The organism is Xanthomonas chitinilytica, assembly GCF_026107455.2.
In the GTDB taxonomy this organism is placed as follows: domain Bacteria; phylum Pseudomonadota; class Gammaproteobacteria; order Xanthomonadales; family Xanthomonadaceae; genus Stenotrophomonas; species Stenotrophomonas chitinilytica.
This window is the reverse complement of sequence record NZ_JAPCHY010000020.1, coordinates 23,969-43,983: the sequence shown is the minus strand read 5'-3', so window position 1 is coordinate 43,983 and position 20,015 is coordinate 23,969. Positions and strand designations below refer to the sequence as shown.

General features: G+C 69.2%; 17 protein-coding genes and 1 pseudogene. 4 read left to right on the top strand and 14 right to left on the bottom strand.

Annotation, left to right across the window (positions count from 1 at the left end; translation table 11 throughout):
• Positions 1-119: pseudogene (locus OK345_RS17165) on the top strand (integrase core domain-containing protein); the annotation flags it as partial.
• Here OK345_RS17165 and xerC read toward each other — a convergent pair.
• The 7 genes from xerC to OK345_RS17130 form a co-directional block, all read right to left on the bottom strand.
• Positions 116-988 carry a tyrosine recombinase XerC gene (xerC, locus tag OK345_RS17160; protein WP_265129225.1) on the bottom strand — a complete coding sequence of 291 codons (873 nt, stop codon included), beginning with the start codon at positions 986-988 and terminating at the stop codon, positions 116-118. The pseudogene OK345_RS17165 and the gene xerC overlap by 4 nt on opposite strands.
• 186 nt (positions 989-1,174) lie before the next feature.
• A complete protein-coding gene (locus OK345_RS17155) occupies positions 1,175-1,846 on the bottom strand; it encodes a DUF484 family protein (RefSeq protein ID WP_265129224.1) in 672 nt (223 codons plus the stop codon).
• Positions 1,843-2,694: a diaminopimelate epimerase gene (dapF, locus tag OK345_RS17150; protein WP_265129223.1), complete on the bottom strand. Its 852-nt coding sequence runs from the start codon at positions 2,692-2,694 to the stop codon at positions 1,843-1,845. The genes OK345_RS17155 and dapF overlap by 4 nt, the downstream gene beginning before the upstream one ends.
• Complete coding sequence (gene lptM, locus OK345_RS17145) at positions 2,687-2,902, bottom strand: LPS translocon maturation chaperone LptM (RefSeq protein ID WP_265129222.1); 216 nt, start codon at positions 2,900-2,902, stop codon at positions 2,687-2,689. Before lptM ends, dapF begins: the two co-directional genes overlap by 8 nt.
• Before the next feature lie 55 nt (positions 2,903-2,957).
• Entirely contained in the window at positions 2,958-3,380 is a 423-nt protein-coding gene (locus OK345_RS17140) for a YbaN family protein (protein WP_265129221.1), read from the bottom strand.
• Between the two features lie 83 nt (positions 3,381-3,463).
• A complete protein-coding gene (locus tag OK345_RS17135; RefSeq protein ID WP_265129220.1) occupies positions 3,464-7,087 on the bottom strand; it encodes an autotransporter outer membrane beta-barrel domain-containing protein in 3,624 nt (1,207 codons plus the stop codon).
• Positions 7,088-7,466: 379 nt separating this feature from the next.
• A complete protein-coding gene (locus tag OK345_RS17130) occupies positions 7,467-9,578 on the bottom strand; it encodes a S9 family peptidase (protein ID WP_265129219.1) in 2,112 nt (703 codons plus the stop codon).
• A gap of 83 nt (positions 9,579-9,661) precedes the next feature.
• Between OK345_RS17130 and OK345_RS17125 the strand changes: the two genes are divergently transcribed.
• Positions 9,662-10,870, top strand: a complete 1,209-nt coding sequence (locus OK345_RS17125) for a pyridoxal phosphate-dependent aminotransferase (protein ID WP_265129218.1) — start codon at positions 9,662-9,664, stop codon at positions 10,868-10,870.
• A gap of 144 nt (positions 10,871-11,014) precedes the next feature.
• On the opposite strand, the gene OK345_RS17120 is transcribed toward OK345_RS17125, so the two are convergent.
• Positions 11,015-13,117, bottom strand: coding sequence for a prolyl oligopeptidase family serine peptidase (locus tag OK345_RS17120; protein WP_265129217.1), 2,103 nt, complete (start codon positions 13,115-13,117; stop codon positions 11,015-11,017).
• 68 nt (positions 13,118-13,185) lie between these two features.
• Positions 13,186-13,506 (bottom strand): hypothetical protein, encoded by a 321-nt coding sequence (locus tag OK345_RS17115; RefSeq protein ID WP_265129216.1) that lies wholly within the window; start codon positions 13,504-13,506, stop codon positions 13,186-13,188.
• Positions 13,507-13,637: 131 nt separating this feature from the next.
• On the opposite strand from OK345_RS17115, the gene OK345_RS17110 reads away from it, so the two are divergent.
• Positions 13,638-14,210: a lipocalin family protein gene (locus OK345_RS17110; protein ID WP_265129215.1), complete on the top strand. Its 573-nt coding sequence runs from the start codon at positions 13,638-13,640 to the stop codon at positions 14,208-14,210.
• Between the two features lie 110 nt (positions 14,211-14,320).
• Here the strand turns inward: OK345_RS17110 and OK345_RS17105 are convergent, their stop codons facing one another.
• Positions 14,321-15,286, bottom strand: a complete 966-nt coding sequence (locus OK345_RS17105) for a helix-turn-helix transcriptional regulator (RefSeq protein WP_265129214.1) — start codon at positions 15,284-15,286, stop codon at positions 14,321-14,323.
• A gap of 476 nt (positions 15,287-15,762) precedes the next feature.
• Here OK345_RS17105 and OK345_RS17100 point away from each other — a divergent pair, with 476 nt between their 5' ends.
• Positions 15,763-16,539, top strand: a complete 777-nt coding sequence (locus OK345_RS17100; protein ID WP_265155187.1) for a DUF481 domain-containing protein — start codon at positions 15,763-15,765, stop codon at positions 16,537-16,539.
• Between the two features lie 42 nt (positions 16,540-16,581).
• Here the strand turns inward: OK345_RS17100 and hemC are convergent, their stop codons facing one another.
• From hemC to OK345_RS17080, 4 genes are read right to left on the bottom strand one after another with little or no spacing between them, the layout of a single operon-like run.
• Positions 16,582-17,496, bottom strand: coding sequence for a hydroxymethylbilane synthase (hemC, locus tag OK345_RS17095; protein ID WP_265129213.1), 915 nt, complete (start codon positions 17,494-17,496; stop codon positions 16,582-16,584).
• Positions 17,497-17,526: 30 nt separating this feature from the next.
• Positions 17,527-18,255: a LytR/AlgR family response regulator transcription factor gene (locus OK345_RS17090; RefSeq protein WP_265129212.1), complete on the bottom strand. Its 729-nt coding sequence runs from the start codon at positions 18,253-18,255 to the stop codon at positions 17,527-17,529.
• Entirely contained in the window at positions 18,252-19,316 is a 1,065-nt protein-coding gene (locus OK345_RS17085; RefSeq protein WP_265129211.1) for a sensor histidine kinase, read from the bottom strand. The genes OK345_RS17090 and OK345_RS17085 overlap by 4 nt, the downstream gene beginning before the upstream one ends.
• 4 nt (positions 19,317-19,320) lie before the next feature.
• Complete coding sequence (locus OK345_RS17080; RefSeq protein WP_265129210.1) at positions 19,321-19,986, bottom strand: alpha/beta hydrolase; 666 nt, start codon at positions 19,984-19,986, stop codon at positions 19,321-19,323.
• Positions 19,987-20,015 lie beyond the last annotated feature (29 nt).

Below are 20,015 nucleotides of genomic sequence, written 5' to 3'. Positions count from 1 at the left end.
CACTCCCGCGCTGGCTGCACCAGTACAACTGGCACAGACCTCATGCCAGCCTCGGCTACCAGCCACCCATCAGCCGCCTCCAGCTCCCGCTGAACAACGTCCTGGGTTTACACACCTAGTCCTTCTTGACCCGGCGCGCACGCGGGTGCGTCGCGTCGTAGACCTTGGCCAGGTGCTGGAAATCCAGATGGGTGTAGATCTGGGTGGTGGCGATGTCGGCATGGCCCAGCAGTTCCTGCACCCCGCGCAGGTCGCCGGACGATTCCAGGATGTGGCTGGCGAAGCTGTGCCGCAGCATGTGCGGGTGCACGTGCTTGAACAGGCCCTGCCGCTGCGCCAGCTGCTTGATGCGGATCTGCACGGCGCGCTGGCCGATCGGACGCCCGCCGCGGCCGGGGAACACTGGCGATGGCCCCCCCGCGCCGCTGTCGGCCTGCCACTCCTGCAGCGCCTTGCGCGCATGCGAGCCGACCGGCACCTGGCGCTGCTTGCCGCCCTTGCCGAGCACGGTGACGACGCCGGCTGCGAAATCCAGGTCGCACCAGCGCAGCGCGCACAGCTCGCTCAGGCGCAAGCCGGAGGAATAGAACAGTTCCAGCAGCGCGCGGTCGCGCAGCCCCAACGGTGCGTCGGTGGGCAGTTCCACCAGCTGCACCGCCTCGTCCGCATCCAGCACCTGCGGCAGCTTGCGCGGCGCCCGCGGCGCGCGCAGGCCGGCGGCAGGGTTGCTGGCGATGCGGCCGTTCTTCAACAACCACTGGTAGAAGCTGCGGCAGGCCGACAGCCGCCGCTGCAGGCTCTTGGCCGACAGCCCGCGGCGATGTTCGGCCGCGATGAACTGCCGCAGCCGGTCCGCGTCCAGCGTCGCGACGGCGACGTCCTCGCCGACCCAGGCGGCCAGCGCCGCCAGGTCGCGGCGGTAGGCATCGAGCGTATGCGCCGACATCCGCCGCTCGACCTGCAGGTAGGAAAGGAAGTCCTCGATCATCGCGCGTCGAATGCCTCGGTATCCGCGTTTCGCTTGTGCCTGCGTTCTTCGTAGGAGCGACGCCGGGTGGCCTCGGGCCATCGCTCGCGAACAGGCTATTGCGCAGGCTCCCGACGACTCCCCGCGTGCAGGGGTTCAACGGGAAAACCACGTCACGACATACGTCGCTCCTACAGGGAATGCCGGTTAGCCGTAGCGCTTGAGCGCCACCACCAGCGACTCGCCCATCATGCGCAGGAACAGCGTGCCCATGCCGGGGTAGAATCGATTGGGGTCGTGGCTGCCGACCGCGATCAGGCCCACGCCCGGCAGCGGCAGCAACGCGGTGGACTGCACTTCGCCTTCGCGGTCGCGATACAGCACGGCGTTCTTTTCCGGCTGCAGGCGGCCGCAGATCGGCTCGCCGTCCTTCAGGCAATCCTGGAACGGCGCCAGCTGCGCGTCGCCCTCGGCGATGGCCTGCAGCCATGGCGCCTGTTCCAGGCCCGGTTGCGGCTGCAGCAGCACGATGCGGACCAGGTCGCCGGCGAAATCCTCTTCCAGCGAAGCCACCATCGCGCGCAGCGTGTCGCCGGCGCTGGTCTGCCGCATCAGCGCCAGGGTGAGCTGGTGGGTGCGCACCGCCAGGCGTTCGTTGACCTGGGCATTGCCGGCCAGCTCGCTCAGCCGCCGCGACAGCTCGCGGTTCTTGTCGCGCAGCACTTCCAGCTGGTAGCTGGCCAGCGATGCGGTCGGGCCATCGTCGCGCGGCACCACCAGGGTCAGTGCCAGATCCGGGAACTGCTTGAGGAAGGTCGGGTGCCGCCGCAGCCAGGCTGCAACCTCGTGGGCGCCGATCTGTTCCTGGGTATCGCTCATCCGTTCCACTCCCCATCGAATACGAATGCTGCCGGCCCGGACATGACGACCTGGGCATCGTCGGCCGGCCAGCGGATGCGCAGGTCGCCACCGGGCAGCGACATCATCGCGTCGCGGCCCAGCCGGCCACGCTGCATCAGTACCACGGCCGCGGCGCAGGCACCGCTGCCGCAGGCCAGGGTTTCGCCCACGCCGCGTTCGTAGACGCGCAGGCGCGCGTGGCCGCGGTCGACGACCTGGACGAAGCCGACATTCACCGACTCCGGGAACGAAGCGTGCTGCTGCAGCAGCGGGCCGACCCGCTCCAGCGGCGCGGCGTCGATCAGGCCGACTTCCAGCACCGCGTGCGGGTTGCCCATCGACACGGCGCCGAAGCGCACGCTCTCGCCCTGCAGCGGCAGCACGTATTCCTCGCGCGCGCGCGGGAAACCGGCCAGCGGGATCTGCAGCGGATCGAACTGCGGCAGGCCCATCGCCACCGCGTAATGGTCCGGCCCCAGGCGTTCGACGCGGTGGCTGTCGCCAGGGCTGTCGATATGGAACTCGTCGCCCTGCGCCGTGCCGTCGCGGACCAGCCATGCCGCCACGCAGCGCGCGCCGTTGCCGCATTGCTGCGAGCCGGAACCGTCCGCATTCCAGATCCGGTAGGAAGCCACCGACTGCGGCGCACGCGCCGGCTCGATGGTCAGTATCTGGTCGCAGCCCACGCCCATGTGCCGGTCGGCCAGCCGTGCGGCCAGCCGTGGATCCGGCGGCGGGGTGCCATCACGCAGGTCCAGCACCACGAAATCGTTGCCGGCACCATGCATCTTGCTGAAACGCAGGCGGCCGTGGCCGGGACTATTCATCCCCGTCGTCTTCGGCGGGGACCGCCGCGTCGTCAGCATCCTGCACATCGTCCGTGGCGGCATCGGTCGCCGGCTCCGCCGGCTGCTCCTCGATCGGCACCGGCTTCTGCGGCATCACCAGCGGCCCCTTGTTGCCGCAGGCGCTCAGGACCAGCAGCGCAGCGGCCGCCGGCAACAGGAAAAACACGGAACGGGACTTCATCTTCATGCGCCCGAGTATAGCCATTGCCGCATGAATTCCGCTGCCATGCGCGGTGCCGGATTCAGTCGGCGGACGGCGGCAGCGGACGCGCCCACAGCCACAGCGCGACCACGGCCATGCAGCCGATCGACAGCCATTTCACCCAGGCCAGCGGCACGCACCAGAGCATGATCAGCGCACACACGGTCATCATCGCCGTCGCCATCCATTTGGCGCGGCGGCTCACCGCGCCATGGGCGCGCCAGTCGCGGATCACCGGACCGAACTGCGGATGCCGCAGCAGCCAGTTGTGCAAGCGTTCGGACCCGTGCGAAGCCGCCCAGGCCGATATCAGCACGAACACCGTGGTCGGCAAGCCCGGCACGAAGATGCCGACGATGCCGATGCCCAGGCTCACGTAGGCCAGCAGCCACCACGCCCAGCGCAGGCGCGCGCGCGGCGGGCCGGAGGGGGCGTGATCGCGTTGCGGGGCATCGGGCGGCATCGGTCAAGGATACCCGGCACCGCCATCGGCGCGAAGAACCACCAGAGGCGGCCGGTCACCCGCGGTGACCGGCCGCCTTGCCATCAGAACCGGAACTGCCAGTCCACGTGGCCGCCGATGTCGCTGAGCCCATCACCGGAACGGACGTGCGCACCGAACCGCAGGCGGCTGCGCTCGGACGCGTTCACGACCACCCCGACTTCGGCCAGGCCGACGTTGCGCGCCAGCGGTACACCCTGCACCACGAAGTCGTTGCTGCCGGCCAGCAGGCGATGGCGGCTGTACAGCGTCTCGTCTCCGCCGGCGTGCTGCCAGCCCAACCCCAGCGAAAGCTCGGCGTCATCGGCGATCTCCCAGGTGGCTCGGGCGCCGAGCGTCGCCGACCACCACTCGTCCTTCTGTGCATCCACCGCCAGCGCCGCCGATCCGCCCATTTCCGAGAACGCATCGCTTTCCAGGCGGGTGTGCGCCAGGTTGAGGTACGGACTCAGGCGCCAGCCATCGAATTCCACGTCCAGGCCCGCTTCGGCGAAGAACGTCACCGCGGTCGCCGATGTATCGCCGGCCACATGCTGCAGCGGTGCATTGGCGGTGTAGACGGCACGGCGCGTATCCAGGTCGTAGTCGGCGTATACGCCGCCGCCGCGGACATATGCGTTGCCGAATGCGCCGTCGAAGTACACACCGGCGTAGCGGCCATCCATGTCGGTCTCGGCCGAGCGGGCGCGGGTGGAGAGCGTCGCGTCCTGGTAGCCGATGGCGGCGCCCAGTCGCCATGCTTCTCCCAGCTGCCAGTCCACGCCGGCGGCTGCACCGAACCCGCTGGAACGGGCCTCGGCGGCGTTGCCGTCGGAATCCAGCGTCGCGTGGCCACCACCAGTGGAAACCCAGGCGGTCACGCCGCCGGCGGCATCATCGCCCTCGCCGCTGCGCAGGGTGCGATCGATCGCGTCCGGCAGGAAACGGTCCTGCAGCAGCAGCGCCCGGGTGTTGGGGTGGCTGTCGCCCGACAGGGCATCGAATGCCAGCCGCGCCTCGTCGGCGCTGTGCATCAGCAGGTTGTTGTACAGCGCCAGCGCTTCTCCGCTCTGCACCAGGGTATCCAGCGCCGCGGCCGTGGCCACCTGGTTGCCGGTGAGTGCGGCCGCGCCGAACACCGGCGGCGGGTTGGCCGTGCCCGGATCCGGATCGGTACCCGGGTTGGGGTTGGGATTGGGATTGGTGCCCGGGTCCGGGTCCGGATCGGGGTTTGGACCCGGATTGGTCGATGCGACCGCGATGCCCAGCACCACCGTATTCGCCGTGTAGCTCAATGTCGGCGTCAGGAAGGCGGACTTCGTGGTGACGTCGGTGAAGGTGCCATTGACGCCACCGGCGGCGTCGATGATCACGTAGGTCTTGCCATCCTGGTAACTGGTCTGCGGATCCAGCGCGGTGACGCGCACGCCGGTCTCATCCTTCCAGACCGAAGAACCGATGTTGACCGGGCCGCTGACCTTCAGCAGGTCGGAGCGGCCATCGCCGGCGATGTCGACGTCGTAGAACGACTTGCCGTAACCCGTGCCCACGTCCCGCGGATAGCCCGACATGTTGGACGTTCCATTGATGCTCAGGTAACCGTCGATGGAATAGGTGCCGATCTGGCTTCCACCCGGCGAGATGATGCCGCCGTCGAGCACTTCCACCGATCCGCTGCGTCCGGTCCCGCTCAGGACACCGCCGGTCGCGACCGCCACCAGGGAGGAACGTTCGGTATAGCTGGACTGCTTGCCGGTGTCGGCGTACAGCACCCCCGCCTTGCCATTGATCTCCAGCTCGCCTCCGGTCACCCACACCTTCTGCCACTCCCAGCTGGTGTTCGGGCCGTCACGATCGGTATTGCCGTAGGTGAACGTGTCCGAGTCCAGGATCAGCTTGCCGCCGGAGACCCGGATGTCGCCGCCGAATCCGCCGAGGTCGCCACCGAGCACCGTGGTTCCGGCGATGTTGCGGATGCCGCCATTGGCCTCGTTGAGACGTTCGCCGTTGGAGGCAAGCGTGCGGTCGAAGCGGTATCCGTCTTCGGTATGGTTGAAGACCACTTCCGCTCCGTCATCCAGATGGATCGTACCGGTGCCGGTCAGCGTGCCCGCGGACTTCGCCTGGGCGAACTCCCCAGTCCCCCAGCCGGCCCCGATCACCAACAGCGACGACGGGCCGGCATCGATGTCCGCGGCACCGGTATCGACTTCGCCGCCCGCGGAGACAACCAGTTGCCCTCCCCTCGTGGCGGTCGAACTGCTCGAGAACTGGAGGCCGTTGAGCACGACGAGCCTGGAGCCGGCGCCGCTGACCTCCAGCGCCTCGATCCTGCCACTGGCTTCGGGAAGCCGGAAGTAGTTGCTGCTGTCCCAGATCCTGGCCGTGTCCGTGGTCACCACTGCCCCGCCGGTGATGTTCATCCCGGAACGGACACTCAACAGGCCACTGTTGGTCCAGCGCGTCGCCGGCCCGTCGATGGTCAGCGCATGGATGGCCTTCTCCCCGCTGTCGCGGACTTCGGCGCTGCCGCTGTCGATCGTGGCACCATTGATGAACGAGGTCTTTCCGGTGACGCTCAGCAGTCCCGTCACATCCAGCCGGGATGCGTCCACCACCAGCTTGCCGGTCTTCTCGCGCGCAATGTTGCCGCCGAAGGCATCCATCACCAGCGACCCCGCCGTCACCTTCGAGCCCTCGATGATCGAAAGTTCGCCTTCCTGGCTGCTGGACAGCGTCAGCTCCCCGGCAATGTCGCCGGTGCTGGCGCCGCGGAAAACGACCGTGCCGCCGTCGGACAGACCCTGGCCGATGGTCATGCTGCCGGCGGCGACGCTGCTGCCTCCGGAAACGTCCAGGGTTCCCCTGCCGCCACTGTCCACCCCTACCGCCAGGTAGCGGGCGACGGTCAGCGACGCACCGTTGCTCAGCGTCGCATCGCCCTGCGCGTTGTTGCCGATCGACATCCCGCGCGAATTCACGTTCAGCGCCGAACCGGCACCGTCGATCGTCAGCGTGCCTTTGCCGCGATGGCCGATATAGACATCCGGGAGATTGGCCGACGACGCGGACTCCACGTCCACCACGCCACCGTCGATGATCGTCAGTTCACCGGTACCGTTGGTACCGACATCCAACCAGCGCGAGGAGAGGTGACTGCCCACGCCGCTCACCAGCACCTTGCCGCTGCTGCCGGCGAGCTGGCCGACACGGATCGCATCGTCCACGCGCGCCTGGGCACCATCGGTGACGGAGAGCTCGCCATTGCCGCCGCGGCCCACGGCGAACAACCCGGTGATCAACAAGCGGGCGTCGGCCCCTTCCACCGACAGCCTGCCGGTCACGCCCGCGTTGTAACCCAGCGAGGTCCTGTTGTCGACGCTGGAGGCGGTCACGTTGCCGTTTCCACGGATCACCAGGCTGCCGTCGTTGTTCTGGCCGATGATCAGGTCGTCGTTGTAGACCACCGTGTCCTCCTCGACGTGGTTGCCCTCCAGCACCGTATCGACGGCGAACGCTTCCGGAGCCACGCCGATGCCCAGCAATATCGCGATGGCGCTGCCCAGTACCGTGGGACGGAATGTCGCGGGCCGCCCGGTGGCGCCGCTGGCATGACCGCATGCCAGTTCCGACGCCACCTGCATCACATTGAGCTTCCGGTTGAACACCAGACGGTAGATCCGATTCATGTATTCCTCGTTTGATTGCGCACAGGGGAACGCACCGACGCCGCTCCGGGGGAAGCGACGACGCGGCACGTGGGTTTGATGCGAAGGTGGCCCGTGACAGGCCGATGCAGGTGCGCTGGGCACTGTTGATTGCGGGGGACGACGGTCAAATGCTCACTCCTTGAGCGACAGGATCGATGCAGCGATCACCGTCCTTCCATGAAGGCGGCGCCAGCGCAAGATGCACTGTTCCAGTGCCAGCGCATTATCCTGAACACGGCATGCCGCCCGCACCCGGGAAAAGCCCCGCGGTGCGATAGGAATTTCCCTACAAGCAAGAAGGGCCGCCTTCCTTGCGGAGGCGGCCCCTGGTCGTTGCCTTGCGGACGATGCGTTGCCGTCAGTCGGCCACGCCCAGCTGCGACAGCACGAACGCGTAGGATTCGGCCAGTTCGTGATAGCGGCGGAAACGGCCCGACTTGCCGCCGTGCCCGGCTTCCATGTTGGTGCGGAACACGATGGGATGGCGGCCGGTGTTGTCGTCGCGCAGCCTGGCCACCCACTTGGCCGGCTCCCAGTACTGCACCTGCGAGTCCCACAGGCCGGTACCGACGAACAGCGCCGGATAGGCCTGCTGCTTCACGTTGTCGTAGGGCGAGTACGACAGCATGTAGTCGTAGAACTCCTTCTTCTCCGGATTGCCCCACTCGTCGTACTCGTTGGTGGTCAGCGGGATGCTGGCGTCGAGCATGGTGGTGACCACGTCGACGAACGGCACCTGCGCCACCATCACCCGGTAGTCCTGCGGCGCCTGGTTGGCCACCGCGCCCATCAGCAGGCCGCCGGCGCTGCCGCCGGCCGCACCGACCCGGTCGGCGGCGGCGTAGCCCTGCGCGACCAGCGCGCGGGTGACGTCGACGAAGTCGTTGAAGGTGTTCTGCTTGTTCAACAGTTTGCCGTCCTCGTACCACGCACGGCCCATCTCCTCGCCGCCGCGGATGTGGGCGATGGCGTAGACCACGCCGCGGTCGAGCAGGCTCACCACCGGCAGGTTGAAGCCCGGGTCCATCGACATGCCGTAGCTGCCGTAGGCGTACTGGTACAGCGCGGCGCGGCCGTCCTTGACGAAGTCCTTGCGGTACACCAGCGACACCGGCACCCTGGCGCCGTCGCGCGCGTCCACCCACACCCGCTCGGTCACGTACTGCGACGGGTCGTAGCCGATCACCGGCTGCTGCTTGAGCTGGCGGCGCTCGCCGGTCTTCACGTTGAGCTCGTAGGTGGTGGCCGGCGTGGTCAGCGAGGTGTAGCCGTAGCGCAGCCAGTCGGTGTCCGGCTCGGCGTTGACCGACAGCCCCATCGAATAGGCCGGCTCGTCGGCCTGCACGTGCTGCTCGCGGCCATCGGCGAACACCAGGCGGATGCGCTCCAGCGCGTCGGAACGCTCGGCCACCGCGGTGAAGCCGGCGAACAGTTCGAAGCCTTCGACCAGCACCTTGTCGTCGTGGACGATCCAGTCCTTCCACTGCCTGCGCGAGGTGGCGTCGGTCGGCGCGGTGACCAGCTTGAAGTTCTTGGCGCCGTCGGCGTTGGTGCGGATCACCCAGCGACCGTCGTAGTGGTCGGCGTCGTACTCGACGTCGCGCGCGCGCGGCGCCAGCACGGCGAACGCGCCCGGGTCGGCGGCGGAGGTGTAGCGCAGTTCCGAGGACACCGTGCTTTCCACGCCGATGGTGATGAAGCGGTCGTCGCGGGTACGGCCGATGCCCATGTAGAAGCTGTCGTCCTTCTCCTCGTACACCAGCACGTCGTCGGCGACCGGCGTGCCCAGCACGTGCTTCTTCACCCGCACGGTGAGCAGGGTCTCCGGGTCGTTCTCGACGTAGAACAGGGTGCGGTTGTCGTCGGCCCAGACCACGTTGGCCGAGACGCCCGGGATCGCGTCCGGATGGATCTCGCCGGTCTCCAGGTCCTTGAAGCGGATGGTGTACTGGCGGCGGCCGACGTCGTCCTCGGCCCAGGCCAGCAGCCGGTTGTCCTGGCTCACCTCGGCATCGCCGACGTTGAAGTAGCCCTTGCCCTCGGCCATGGCGTTGACGTCCAGCAGGATCTCCTCCGGCGCCTCCATGCTGCCCTTGCGCCGGGCCTGGATGGGATAGTCCTTGCCGGTCTCGAAGCGGGTGTAGTACCAGTAGCCGCGCTCGCGGTACGGGACACTGGCGTCGTCCTGCTTGATGCGGCCGACGATCTCGTCGTACAGCCGGTCCTGCAGCGGCTTGAGCGGCGCCATCACCGCGTCGGCATAGGCGTTCTCGGCCTCCAGGTAGGCCAGCATGGCCTTGTCCTCGCGCTTGTCGTCGCGCAGCCAGTAATAGTCGTCGTTGCGGGTCGCGCCGAACGGCGCGGTGACCGCATGCGGACGCTTTTCCGCATCCGGCGGCACGGGCAGAGGGGTGGCGGTGGCGGAAATCGTCATCAGGCTGGCAACCAGTAAACAGAGGGTGGGTTTCACGAGCGGGCTCCTGGCGGTGAATGCAATGGCGTCCTGCATGCGCCAGTTTGCCATGGCCCACCCTGCCGCGGCGCCGGCCTATCATGGCAACGATGAGCATTCCGCACGACATCCCGACCGGCTACAGCCGGCGCAGCCGCGAGATCGCCCCGTTCCACGTCATGTCGCTGCTGGCGCGCGCCAACGCGCTGGAGCAGGCTGGCCACGACGTGATCCACCTGGAGATCGGCGAGCCCGACTTCACCACCGCCGCGCCCATCGTCCGTGCCGGACAGGCGGCGCTGGCCGCCGGCCATACCCGCTACACCGCCGCGCGCGGCCTGCCCGCGCTGCGCGAGGCCATCGCCGGCTTCTATCGCGACCGCTACCGGCTGGACATCGACCCCGAGCGCATCCTGGTCACCCCCGGCGGCTCCGGCGCGTTGCTGCTGGCCAGCAGCCTGCTGGTGGACCCGGGCCGGCACTGGTTGCTGGCCGATCCCGGCTATCCGTGCAACCGCCATTTCCTGCGGTTGGTGGAAGGCGCCGCGCAGCTGGTGCCGGTCGGCCCCGACAGCGGCTACCAGCTCACCCCGGACACGGTGGCGGCGCACTGGAACGCGGACAGCGTCGGCGCGCTGGTGGCCTCGCCGGCCAACCCCACCGGCACCACGCTGGCGGCCGACGCGCTGGCGGCCTTGTCGGCCGCGCTTAAGACGCGCGGCGGCCACCTGGTGGTGGACGAGATCTACCACGGCCTCACCTACGGCTTCGACGCGCCGAGCGTGCTGGAAGTGGACGACGACGCCTTCGTGCTCAACAGCTTCTCCAAGTACTTCGGCATGACCGGCTGGCGCCTGGGCTGGCTGGTGGCGCCGCCGCAGGCGGTGCCGGAACTGGAGAAGCTGGCGCAGAACCTGTATATCAGCGCTTCGAGCATCGCCCAGCACGCCGCGCTGGCCTGCTTCGCGCCGGAAACGCTGGCGATCCTGGAGGCGCGCCGCGAGCAGTTCCACCGGCGCCGCGACTACCTGCTGCCGGCCCTGCGCGAGCTGGGCCTGCGCATCGAGGTGGAACCGCAGGGCGCGTTCTACCTGTACTGCGACGTGAGCGATTTCACCGACGATGCGCAGGCCTTCTGCGCGTACTTCCTGGAGACCGAGCACGTGGCGTTCACCCCGGGGCTGGACTTCGGCCACCATCGCGCCGGCCAGCATGTGCGCATCGCGTATACGCAGGACGTGGCAAGGCTGCAGGAGGCGGTGGCGCGGATCGGGCGCGGGCTGGAGCGCTGGCAAAGCCTGCGGGAATAGCCCTGCAGGAGCGACGTGAGTCGCGATCGGGGCCTGCCCCGGTAAAGCCCCGGTCGCGACTTACGTCGCTCCTACACGTGCACATGAAGAAGAAAAAACGCCACCCGGAGGTGGCGTTTTCACTGCACCGGAACGGCACGATCGTCACTTCCCGCCCAGTTGCTCCCACAGGAAGCTGTAGGCCAGTGCCGACATGTGCGCGGCCTGCGCGTTGTTGGCCGCGCCGCCGTGGCCGCCCTCGATGTTCTCGTAGTAGGTCACGTCCTTGCCGGCGTCGATCATCTTCGCCGCCATCTTGCGGGCATGGCCCGGATGCACGCGATCGTCGCGGGTAGAGGTGGTGAACAGCACCGGCGGGTAGTTCTTGTCCGCATCGAACAGATGGTACGGCGAGAAGGTCCGGATGAACTCCCAGTCGGCCGTGTCCGGGTTGCCGTATTCGGCCATCCACGAGGCGCCGGCCAGCAGGTGGCTGTAGCGCTTCATGTCCAGCAGCGGCACCTGCACGACCACCGCGCCGAACAGTTCCGGGTACTGGGTCAGCATGTTGCCGGTCAACAGGCCGCCGTTGCTGCCGCCCTGCACGCCCAGGTGCCGGGGCGAGGTGATCTTGCGCTCGACCAGGTCCTGCGCCACGGCGGCGAAGTCCTCGTAGGCCTTGTGGCGGTTCTGCTTCAGCGCCGCCTGGTGCCAGCGCGGGCCGTACTCGCCGCCGCCGCGGATGTTGGCGACCACGTACACGCCGCCCTTCTCCAGCCAGGCGCGGCCCATGCCGCCGGAATAGCCCGGGGTCAGCGAGATCTCGAAGCCGCCATAGCCGTACAGCAGGGTCGGGTTGCTGCCGTCCAGCTTCATGTCCTTGCCGTGCACCACGAAGTACGGCACGCGGGTACCGTCCTTGCTGGTGGCGAAGTGCTGCTCGATCACCTTGCCCTCGGCGTCGAAGAACGCCGGCATGGTCTTGAGCGTCTCCGGCGGCTGGCCGATCTGCGCCAGGGCCAGCGTGGTCGGGGTCAGGTAGTCGGTGGTGGTCAGCCACACCGCGTCGCTGTCGTCGGCATCGACCGCGCCGACGCCGAGGGTGCCGAACGCCGGCGCGCCGACGAACTCGCTCTTCCACCAGCCGTTGGCGCCCGGGGTCAGCACCGACAGGCGGTTCTTGACGTCGTCGAGCACGTTCAGCACCACGTGCGACTTGGTCCATACCGCGCCGGCCAGCGAGGTGGTCTCGGTCGGCGCGAACAGCACCTCGAACTCGCGCTTGCCGGTCATGAAGTCGTCCAGCTTCGTCGCCAGCAGCGAACCGGCGGCGTAGGTCCTGCCGCCCACCGTCCACGGCTCGCGCAGTTCCAGGCTCAGCCACTGCTTGTGCAGGCCCTTCTCGGCCGAGTTCGGCGCATCGATCCGGGTCAGCTGGCCGTCGTCGCCGCGCAGGTACAGCTCGTTGTTGTAGAAGGCCAGCGTGCGGCTGACCAGGTTGCGCTCGTAGCCCGGGGTGTCGTCGTGGAAGGCGGCGATGTACATGTCCTCCGGCTGGCCTTCGTAGACCAGCGTGGCGCTTTCCATCGGCGTGCCGCGCTTCCACAGCTTGGCGATGCGCGGATAGCCGGAGGTGGTCATCGAGCCGTCGCCGAAATCGGTGTAGACGAAGACGTGGTCCTGGTCGATCCAGTTCAGCCCGCCCTTGGACTCGGGGCGGAAGAAGCCGTCCTCGATCCAGGTCTTGTTGGCCAGGTCGAACTCGCGGGTGACGTCGGCGTCGGCGCCGCCGCGCGACAGCGCGATCAGGCAGCGCACGTAGTCCGGGCGCAGGCAGTCGGCGCCGTGCCACACCCAGTTCTCGCCCTCGGCCTCGTTCAGCGCATCCAGGTCGAGCACGGTTTCCCACTTCGGCTCGGCCTTGCGGTACTCGTCCAGCGTGGTGCGACGCCACAGGCCGCGCTCGTGCTGCTTGTCCTTCCAGAAGTTGTAGTAGTAGTCGCCGATCTTCTGCACGCCCGGGATCTTGGCGTCCGAGTCCAGCACCTCGCGGATGCTGGTTTCCAGCTGCTTGAACGCCGGGGTCTGCGCCAGCCGCGCATCGGACTTGGCGTTCTGGGCCTTGACCCACTCCAGCGGCTTGTCGCCGCCGACGTCCTCCAGCCAGGCGTAGGCGTCGTTGCCGGTTTCAGCCGCCATGGCGGTTCCGGCCAGGGCGCCGGTGGAAATCAGGCCTGCGATCAGGCAGGCGGATGCGAGTCGTGACATGGCAGCTCCAGGCAGTCATAGACCGCGAACGCTAGCACACGCCCCGGCGTCGCCTCCCCTGTCGAAGGTCAGGCCGCCGACGGCAGCCGGCGGCGCGGGGAAAGCCGGCGCCGGCGCGCCTGCGGTCCCTGCCGGCGCTTGCGGCCGCGGCGGACCGCCAGCAACGCCCGCGGCAGGCGGAACCGGTACAGGCTCCACCACGCCACCATCGGCATGCCCAGCAGCCACAGCGGCAACCAGCCCAGCCACGCGCTGTGGCCGCGCGCGGCCGGCCATACCAGCACCAGCGCCAGGCCGGCCAGCGCCACCTGCCTGACGCAACGCAGCACGCGCGGGTCCGGCGACGCGGTTTCCAGGGGACGACGAGCGGAAGCGTACGGGGTCTTCATGACATCTCCGGCAGGTGGGTGTGGCGGCGATGATCGACAGTCGCCATCTCACCGGCTGCGACCTACCATTGACGTCTCCGTCGCCGGCACCGCGCCATGCTGCGGACACTCCATCCCAACCGATGCCCGTAATGCGCCTGATCCTTTCGCTTGCCGCCGTCCTGATGCTGAGCCTCGCCCTGCCGCCGGCACCGGTCCGTGCGCAGACGCCCGTCGAAGACGCCCCGGTGGACCTGCAGCGTTTCATGGGCCGCTGGTACGTGATCGGCCGGGTGCCCAACTTCATCGAGCGCGGCCACGTGGCCAGCGTCAACGAGTACACCCTGCGCGACGAGGACAAGGTGGCCATCCGCTACCTGTACCGGGAAGGCTTCGGCGAACCGCGGGAGGTGATCGAGGCCCGTGCCACGGTCGACGCGGAAAGCGGCAACCGCCGCTGGCGCACCTGGTTCTACCGGATCGTGCCGACCCGTACCCGGATCCTGGAAGTGGCGCCGGATTATTCGTGGGCGCTGGTGGGCTATCCGGGCCGCGAGATGGCCTGGATCTTCGCGCGCGAGCCGGACATGGACGCGGTGCTGTACCGGCAGCTGGCCACCCGCCTGCGCGAGGAGTACGGGGTCAACATCGACAAGCTCAAGCGCGTGCCGCAGCACCCGGAGCAGGTCAACCGGCTGGGATTCGAGGTCCCGAACAAGCGCTGATTCCCCAGCCTCGGCTCGCTGTAGGAGCGACGTCAGTCGCGACCGGGCCTTCCCGGGAAAGCCTCGTCGCGACTGACGTCGCTCCTACAAGAAAGCAGGAACAGTAGCCGTCAGTCGTAGTTGCTCAGCGCCAGCGCCAGCAGCGACTTGGCCTGCTCGCGCAGCGACGGCGGCTCGACGATCTCCGCGTCCGAGCCGTAGTGCAGCACGTCCATCAGCAGCTCGCGCGAGACGCTGTAGGGCACCTTCAGCTCGTAGCGGCCGTCGGCCAGGAACCGCCCCTGCTGCTTGGAATGCCAGTGCTCGTCGGCCACCCAGCGCGCGGCCTTGGCGCTGAACACGATGGTCGCCCAGCCCTTGGGCGCGCCGGAGAAGATGCCGTAGCTGGCGGCCAGCTGATCGTCCAGTTCGGCGTCGGCCACGTCGCGCGCCGGCGCATCGAGCAGGCGCGCGTGGTTGATGCGGTCCACGGCGAAGCTGCGCACCGCCTCGCGGCCATGGTCCCAGGCGTCCAGGTACCAGTTGTCGCGGTAGTGGGTGATGCGCTGCGGCGACACCGTGCGCCGGGTCGGCTCGTCGGTGGAGCGGGCACGGTATTCGAACGAGAGCTGCTTGCGCTCCAGCACCGCCGAGGCCACCGCGCGGAAACTGGCCTCGTCCAGCTTGCGGCCGCGGTGCGGGATGACCCGTACCCGTTCCACCGGCCACGACGACACCCCGGCCTGCGCGGCGAGCAGCCCCTCGATGCGCTGCTGCAGCGGCGCCAGCACCGAGGACAGCACCCCGCCGCCGGTGCGCGAGAGCAGGTGCTGGGAGGCCAGCAGCGCGTGCAGTTCCTCGGAACTGAGCCACAACCCAGGCAGTTCGAAGCGCTCGCTCTCGCCGGTCTGGTAGCGGAAGCCGGCTTCGCCGTCGCCCTCCACCGGCGCCATCAGCGCATCGCGCAGGAACGCCAGGTCGCGGTAGACGGTGGCGCGGGAACAGCCCAGCTCGTCCTGCAACCGCGCCACCGTGACCGGGTAGCGCGCGGACTTGAGAAGGCGGTGCAAGGCATTGATGCGTTCGTAGCGGTCCATTGCCCGATTATGTCCGAGTCGCGGCCGCAATGGCTGTCCCGGCCAGCGCCTGGACCAGCCCCGGCGGCGTTCCGCCTCCGCCCGGCATCCTGCCCGGGGTCTCCTTCGGCCGCGTTGCCGGCAGGCCGGGCCGGGCGGACGCCACCGGCGGCCCGGCCGTTCCGCGATCCAGCGGCGGCGCGGAGCGAAGGCCCAGGCGACACGCACCGGTGGGCGGAGCACGCCCAGGTATCGGGCCCACACCGTCCCGCCATGGCGACGCCCGCCCGTTCAGGATCCGGCACCGGCGACGGCCGGATCGACGTGCCCCACGCCTCCAGGCACCCGCACCGACAGGGAAAAAACCCGCGCCACCACCGCCTTCGGCGTCCGAACCGCAAATGAAGCCGGGGCCGCCGCCGGGCCGGGCCGGCCGATGGCTTCCGGTATCATCGGCCGCGCTCCCATCCCCCTGCGTCGCCCATGGAGGCCTGTCGATGTCCCTGCGTGTTTCATTGTTCCTGCCGCTGCTGCTGTGTGCCCCGATGGCCTGGGCCGACGATGCGTCCGACCCGGCGGCGATGTCCTCGCCCTGGAGCGGCAGCGGTGGCGAACTCGGTTTCGCCTCGGCCCACGGCAACAGCAACACCGAAAGCTTCAACGGCCGGCTCAAGCTGCGCTACAGCGACGACGACTGGATCCACAGCATGGACCTGTTCGGCCTGCGCTCCAGCGCCGAATACACCCAGACCCAGGACGACGGCAGCAGCAGCCGCCGGCGCCAGACCACCGCCAACCGCTATACCGCCAGCGCCGGCAGCGCGCTGCAGCTGGGCGAATACCGGCAGCTGACCGCCACGGTGCGCCACGAAAGCGACGATTTCGCCACCTACGACCGCCAGTCCAGCTTCGGTCTGGGTTACGGCACCCGGCTGATCGACAGCGAACGGCTGCACCTCGATGCGCAGCTCGGCCCCGGTGTCCGCCGCACCCACGACTCGGTCACCGACGAGACCCGCACCGGCCTGATCGGCCGCGGCCTGTTCGACCTCAAGTTCGGCATGACCGACAACACCGAGCTGGTCAACACGCTGCTGGTCGAATCCGGCTCCTACAACACCTTCGCGCAGAACGATTTCGGCGTGGCGGTGAACATGAACGCGCACTTCGCGCTGAAGGCCGGCTGGCAGGCCCGCTACAACAGCGACGTGGCCGAAGAAAAGCGCAGGACCGATACCCTGACCACGATGAACGTGGTCTACACCTTCAAGTAATCGCCGCTCGCCGGAACGGCCGCCGTCGCGGCCGCTTCCCGGTCATGCCTGCGCCAGCAGCTCGCCGGCGCCGGCTTCCAGCAGCCGCGCGGCCACCTGCCGCCCCAGCGCTTCCGGATCGGCGCCCGGCCCGCGCGCTTCGGCCCGTACCAGCCGGCCATCGGCCACGCCGCCCACCAGCCCCTGCAACCACAGCTCCCGGCCCTGCCACTGCGCGAAGCCGGCCACCGGCACGTGGCAGCTGCCGTGCAGGGCGCGGTTCATCGCCCGCTCGGCCTCGACGCAGCCGCGCGTGGGCGCGTCGTCCAGCGCCGCGAACAGCGCCATCGTGCGGCCGTCGTCGCCGCGGCATTCCACCGCCACCGCCGCCTGCGCCGGCGCCGGCAACCACTCCGGCGGCGTCAGCCGGGCGCTGATGCGGGCATCCAGCTGCAATCGCTGCAGGCCGGCGCAGGCCAGCACGATGGCGTCGTAGCCGCCGTTGTCGAGCTTGGCCAGGCGCGTGTTGACGTTGCCGCGCAGATCCAGCAGCTCCAGGTCGGGACGGCGCGCGCGCAACTGCGCCTGGCGCCGCAGCGACGAGGTACCCACCCGCGCGCCGAGCGGCAGCGCATCGAGCGAGGCGTAGAGGTTGGACACCAGCGCGTCGGCCGGATCGGCGCGCGCCAGGATCGCCGGCAAGGCGAACGGTTCGTCCAGCTCCATCGGCACGTCCTTGAGCGAATGCACCGCGCAGTCGGCCTCGCCGCGCAGCATCGCCAGCTCCAGTTCCTTCAGGAACAGGCCCTTGCCGCCGATGGCCGCCAGCGAGCGGTCCAGCACCTCGTCGCCGCGGGTGCTCATCGGCACCAGCGCCACCTCCAGCCCCGGGTGGGCCTGGCGCAGGCGCGCGGCGACGTGTTCGCTCTGCCACAGGGCGAGCGGGCTCTTGCGGGTGGCGATGCGCAGAAGATTCATGCCCGCATTATCGCGGACGGCGCCATGCGATCACAGCTGGCGCAGCTCCTGCTTCAGGTTGGCCACGCAGCGCCGGCTCACTTCCAGCGGCTGCTTGCCGTCGCGCAACACCGCCTGCACCTGGCCGCCGCCGTTGCGGCGCAGTTCCACCAGTTGCTGGCGCGCGACCAGGCAATTGCGGTGGATGCGGATGAAGCGGCTGGGGAATTCCTCTTCCAGCGACTTCAGCGACTCCTCGATCAGGTCCTCGCCGCGGGCGTGGTGCACCACCACGTACTTCTCCTCGGCCTGCAGGTAGTGGATGTCCTCCACCGGGATCAGCCGCAGGCTGCCGCGCAGGCGCGCGCACAGCAGGGTGCGCGCACGCGCCGGCATCGCCGCCTGCGCGTTGCCGCGGCCGGCGACGAAGGTGCGGGCACGCTCCAGCGCCGCCGCCAGCCGCTCCGGCCGCACCGGCTTCATCAGGTAGTCGATCGCCGCCGCCTCGAACGCCGACAGCGCGTGCGCGTCGTAGGCGGTGCAGAACACCACCGCCGGCCGCGGCTCGAAACCGGCCAGGTGGCGCGCCGCCTCCAGCCCGTCGACGCCGGGCATGGCGATGTCCAGCAGCACCACGTCCGGCTGCAGTTCGGCACAGGCGTGCAGCGCCTCGGCGCCGTTGGCGGCTTCGGCCACCACCTCGATCCCGGCGTGCTCGGCCAGCAGCGAACGCAGCCGCTCGCGCGCCAGCGGTTCGTCGTCGGCGATCACCACCTTCAAGTCGATACCCCTTTCAACGGCAACGAAATTGCGCAGTCATAGTAGCCGTCGGCCCAGCCGCCCGTCATCTTCGCCGCCGGCCCGAAACGGTAGGCGAGCCGGTGGGCGATGCTGCGTTGCGCGTGTCCGGTGCCCGCGTTCAACGGCAGTTCGCCGGTGCCCGGCTCGGGCGCCGGATTGCGCACGGATATCCGCAGCTGCCCGTCTTCGCACCGCAGCGCCAGCTCGATCGTGCCGCCGTGCGGCAGCCGCGAGATCCCGTGCAGCACCGCATTCTCGACCAGCGGCTGCAATACCAGCTGCGGCAGCGGCATGGACCACGGCAGCGGCTCTTCGCGCAGCCAGCGCACCTGCAGCCGCCCGCCCAGCCGCAGCGACTCGATGGCCAGGTAGCGCTCGGCCAGTTCGCATTCGGCACGCAGGCTGGAATCGCCCTCGCCGGCCACCAGCGCGGCACGGAACAGGTCGGACAGGTCGAGGACGGCGCGCTCGGCCACGTCCGGGTCGCGCCGGACCAGGCTTGCGATCAGGTTCATGCTGTTGAACAGGAAATGCGGCCGTATGCGCGCCTGCAGCGCATCGGCCTGTGCCTGGGCATTGGCCGTCACCTGCGCGCTCCAGCGGTCGCTGACGTAGAAATGGCGCAGCGCCAGCGCCGTGATCAGCGCCGCCATCGCCGCGCTGCCCAGGGTGAAGCGCCAGAAGCCGGTGAGCTGCGCGCCTCCCGGCATCGCCCCGGTCACCGAGTACAGGCCATGCACGATGCCGGAGCAGACCACCGCGATGGACGCGGCGAGCATCACCGCCGACACCGCGCCCAGCGCCTGCGGCAGGCGCGACAGCAGCGTCCGCGACAGGCACAGCGAGACCGCCACCGCCAGCGCCAGCCACAGCGCGAAACCGCTCGCCGCGAGGAATTCCTCCAGCGCCCAGCCGCGGCTTCCGTCCGGCGCCAGGGCGATGACCACCACCGCCAGTTCGGCCAGCCCCAGCATTGCCGCCACCCGCGGCAGCCGGCACAGGTCCGGCAGCCATGGTTCGAGCAGGCGTGGGTCGCTCATCGCTTCACCCTGCGGCGAAACGGCGTTCCAGCCAGTCGCCCAGGTCGCGGATCTCCTCGGCACAGACCTGGTGGGCCATGGGATAACGGTGCCATTCCAGGGCGAAGCCCAGGCCCTGCAACAACTGCGCGCTGTGCTCGCCGATCTGCACCGGGATCACCGGATCGCCGCTGCCGTGGGCCATGAACACCGGCTGCGCGGTGGCCGCCGATGCCAGCGTCGCGGCCGCATTGGCGGCATCGGGCAGGTAGGTGGACAGCGCGATCAGCCCAGCCAGCGGCTGTTCGCGGCCGATGCCGGTGGCCAGGGTGATGGCACCGCCCTGGGAGAAGCCGGCCAGCAGGATCCGCTGCGCCGGCACGCCGCGCGCCTGTTCGCGCTCGATCAACGCTTCCACCTGCGCCACCGAGTCGGCAACGCCGCCGGCATCGGCGCGGGAACGGAAGTCCATGCTGACGATGTCGTACCACGCCCGCATCGGCACGCCGTTGTTGACCGTCACCGGGCGTACCGGCGCGTGCGGGAACACGAAGCGCAGCGCCGGCCAGTGCGGCCGCACCAGCTCCGGCACGATCGGCGCGAAATCGTGGCCGTCGGCGCCCAGGCCATGCAGCCACAGCACCGACCATTCGGGGGCGGCCCCGGTTTCCTGTTCCAGTGTTTCCAGCATCGATACGGCTCCCAGACACGAGGCCGCAT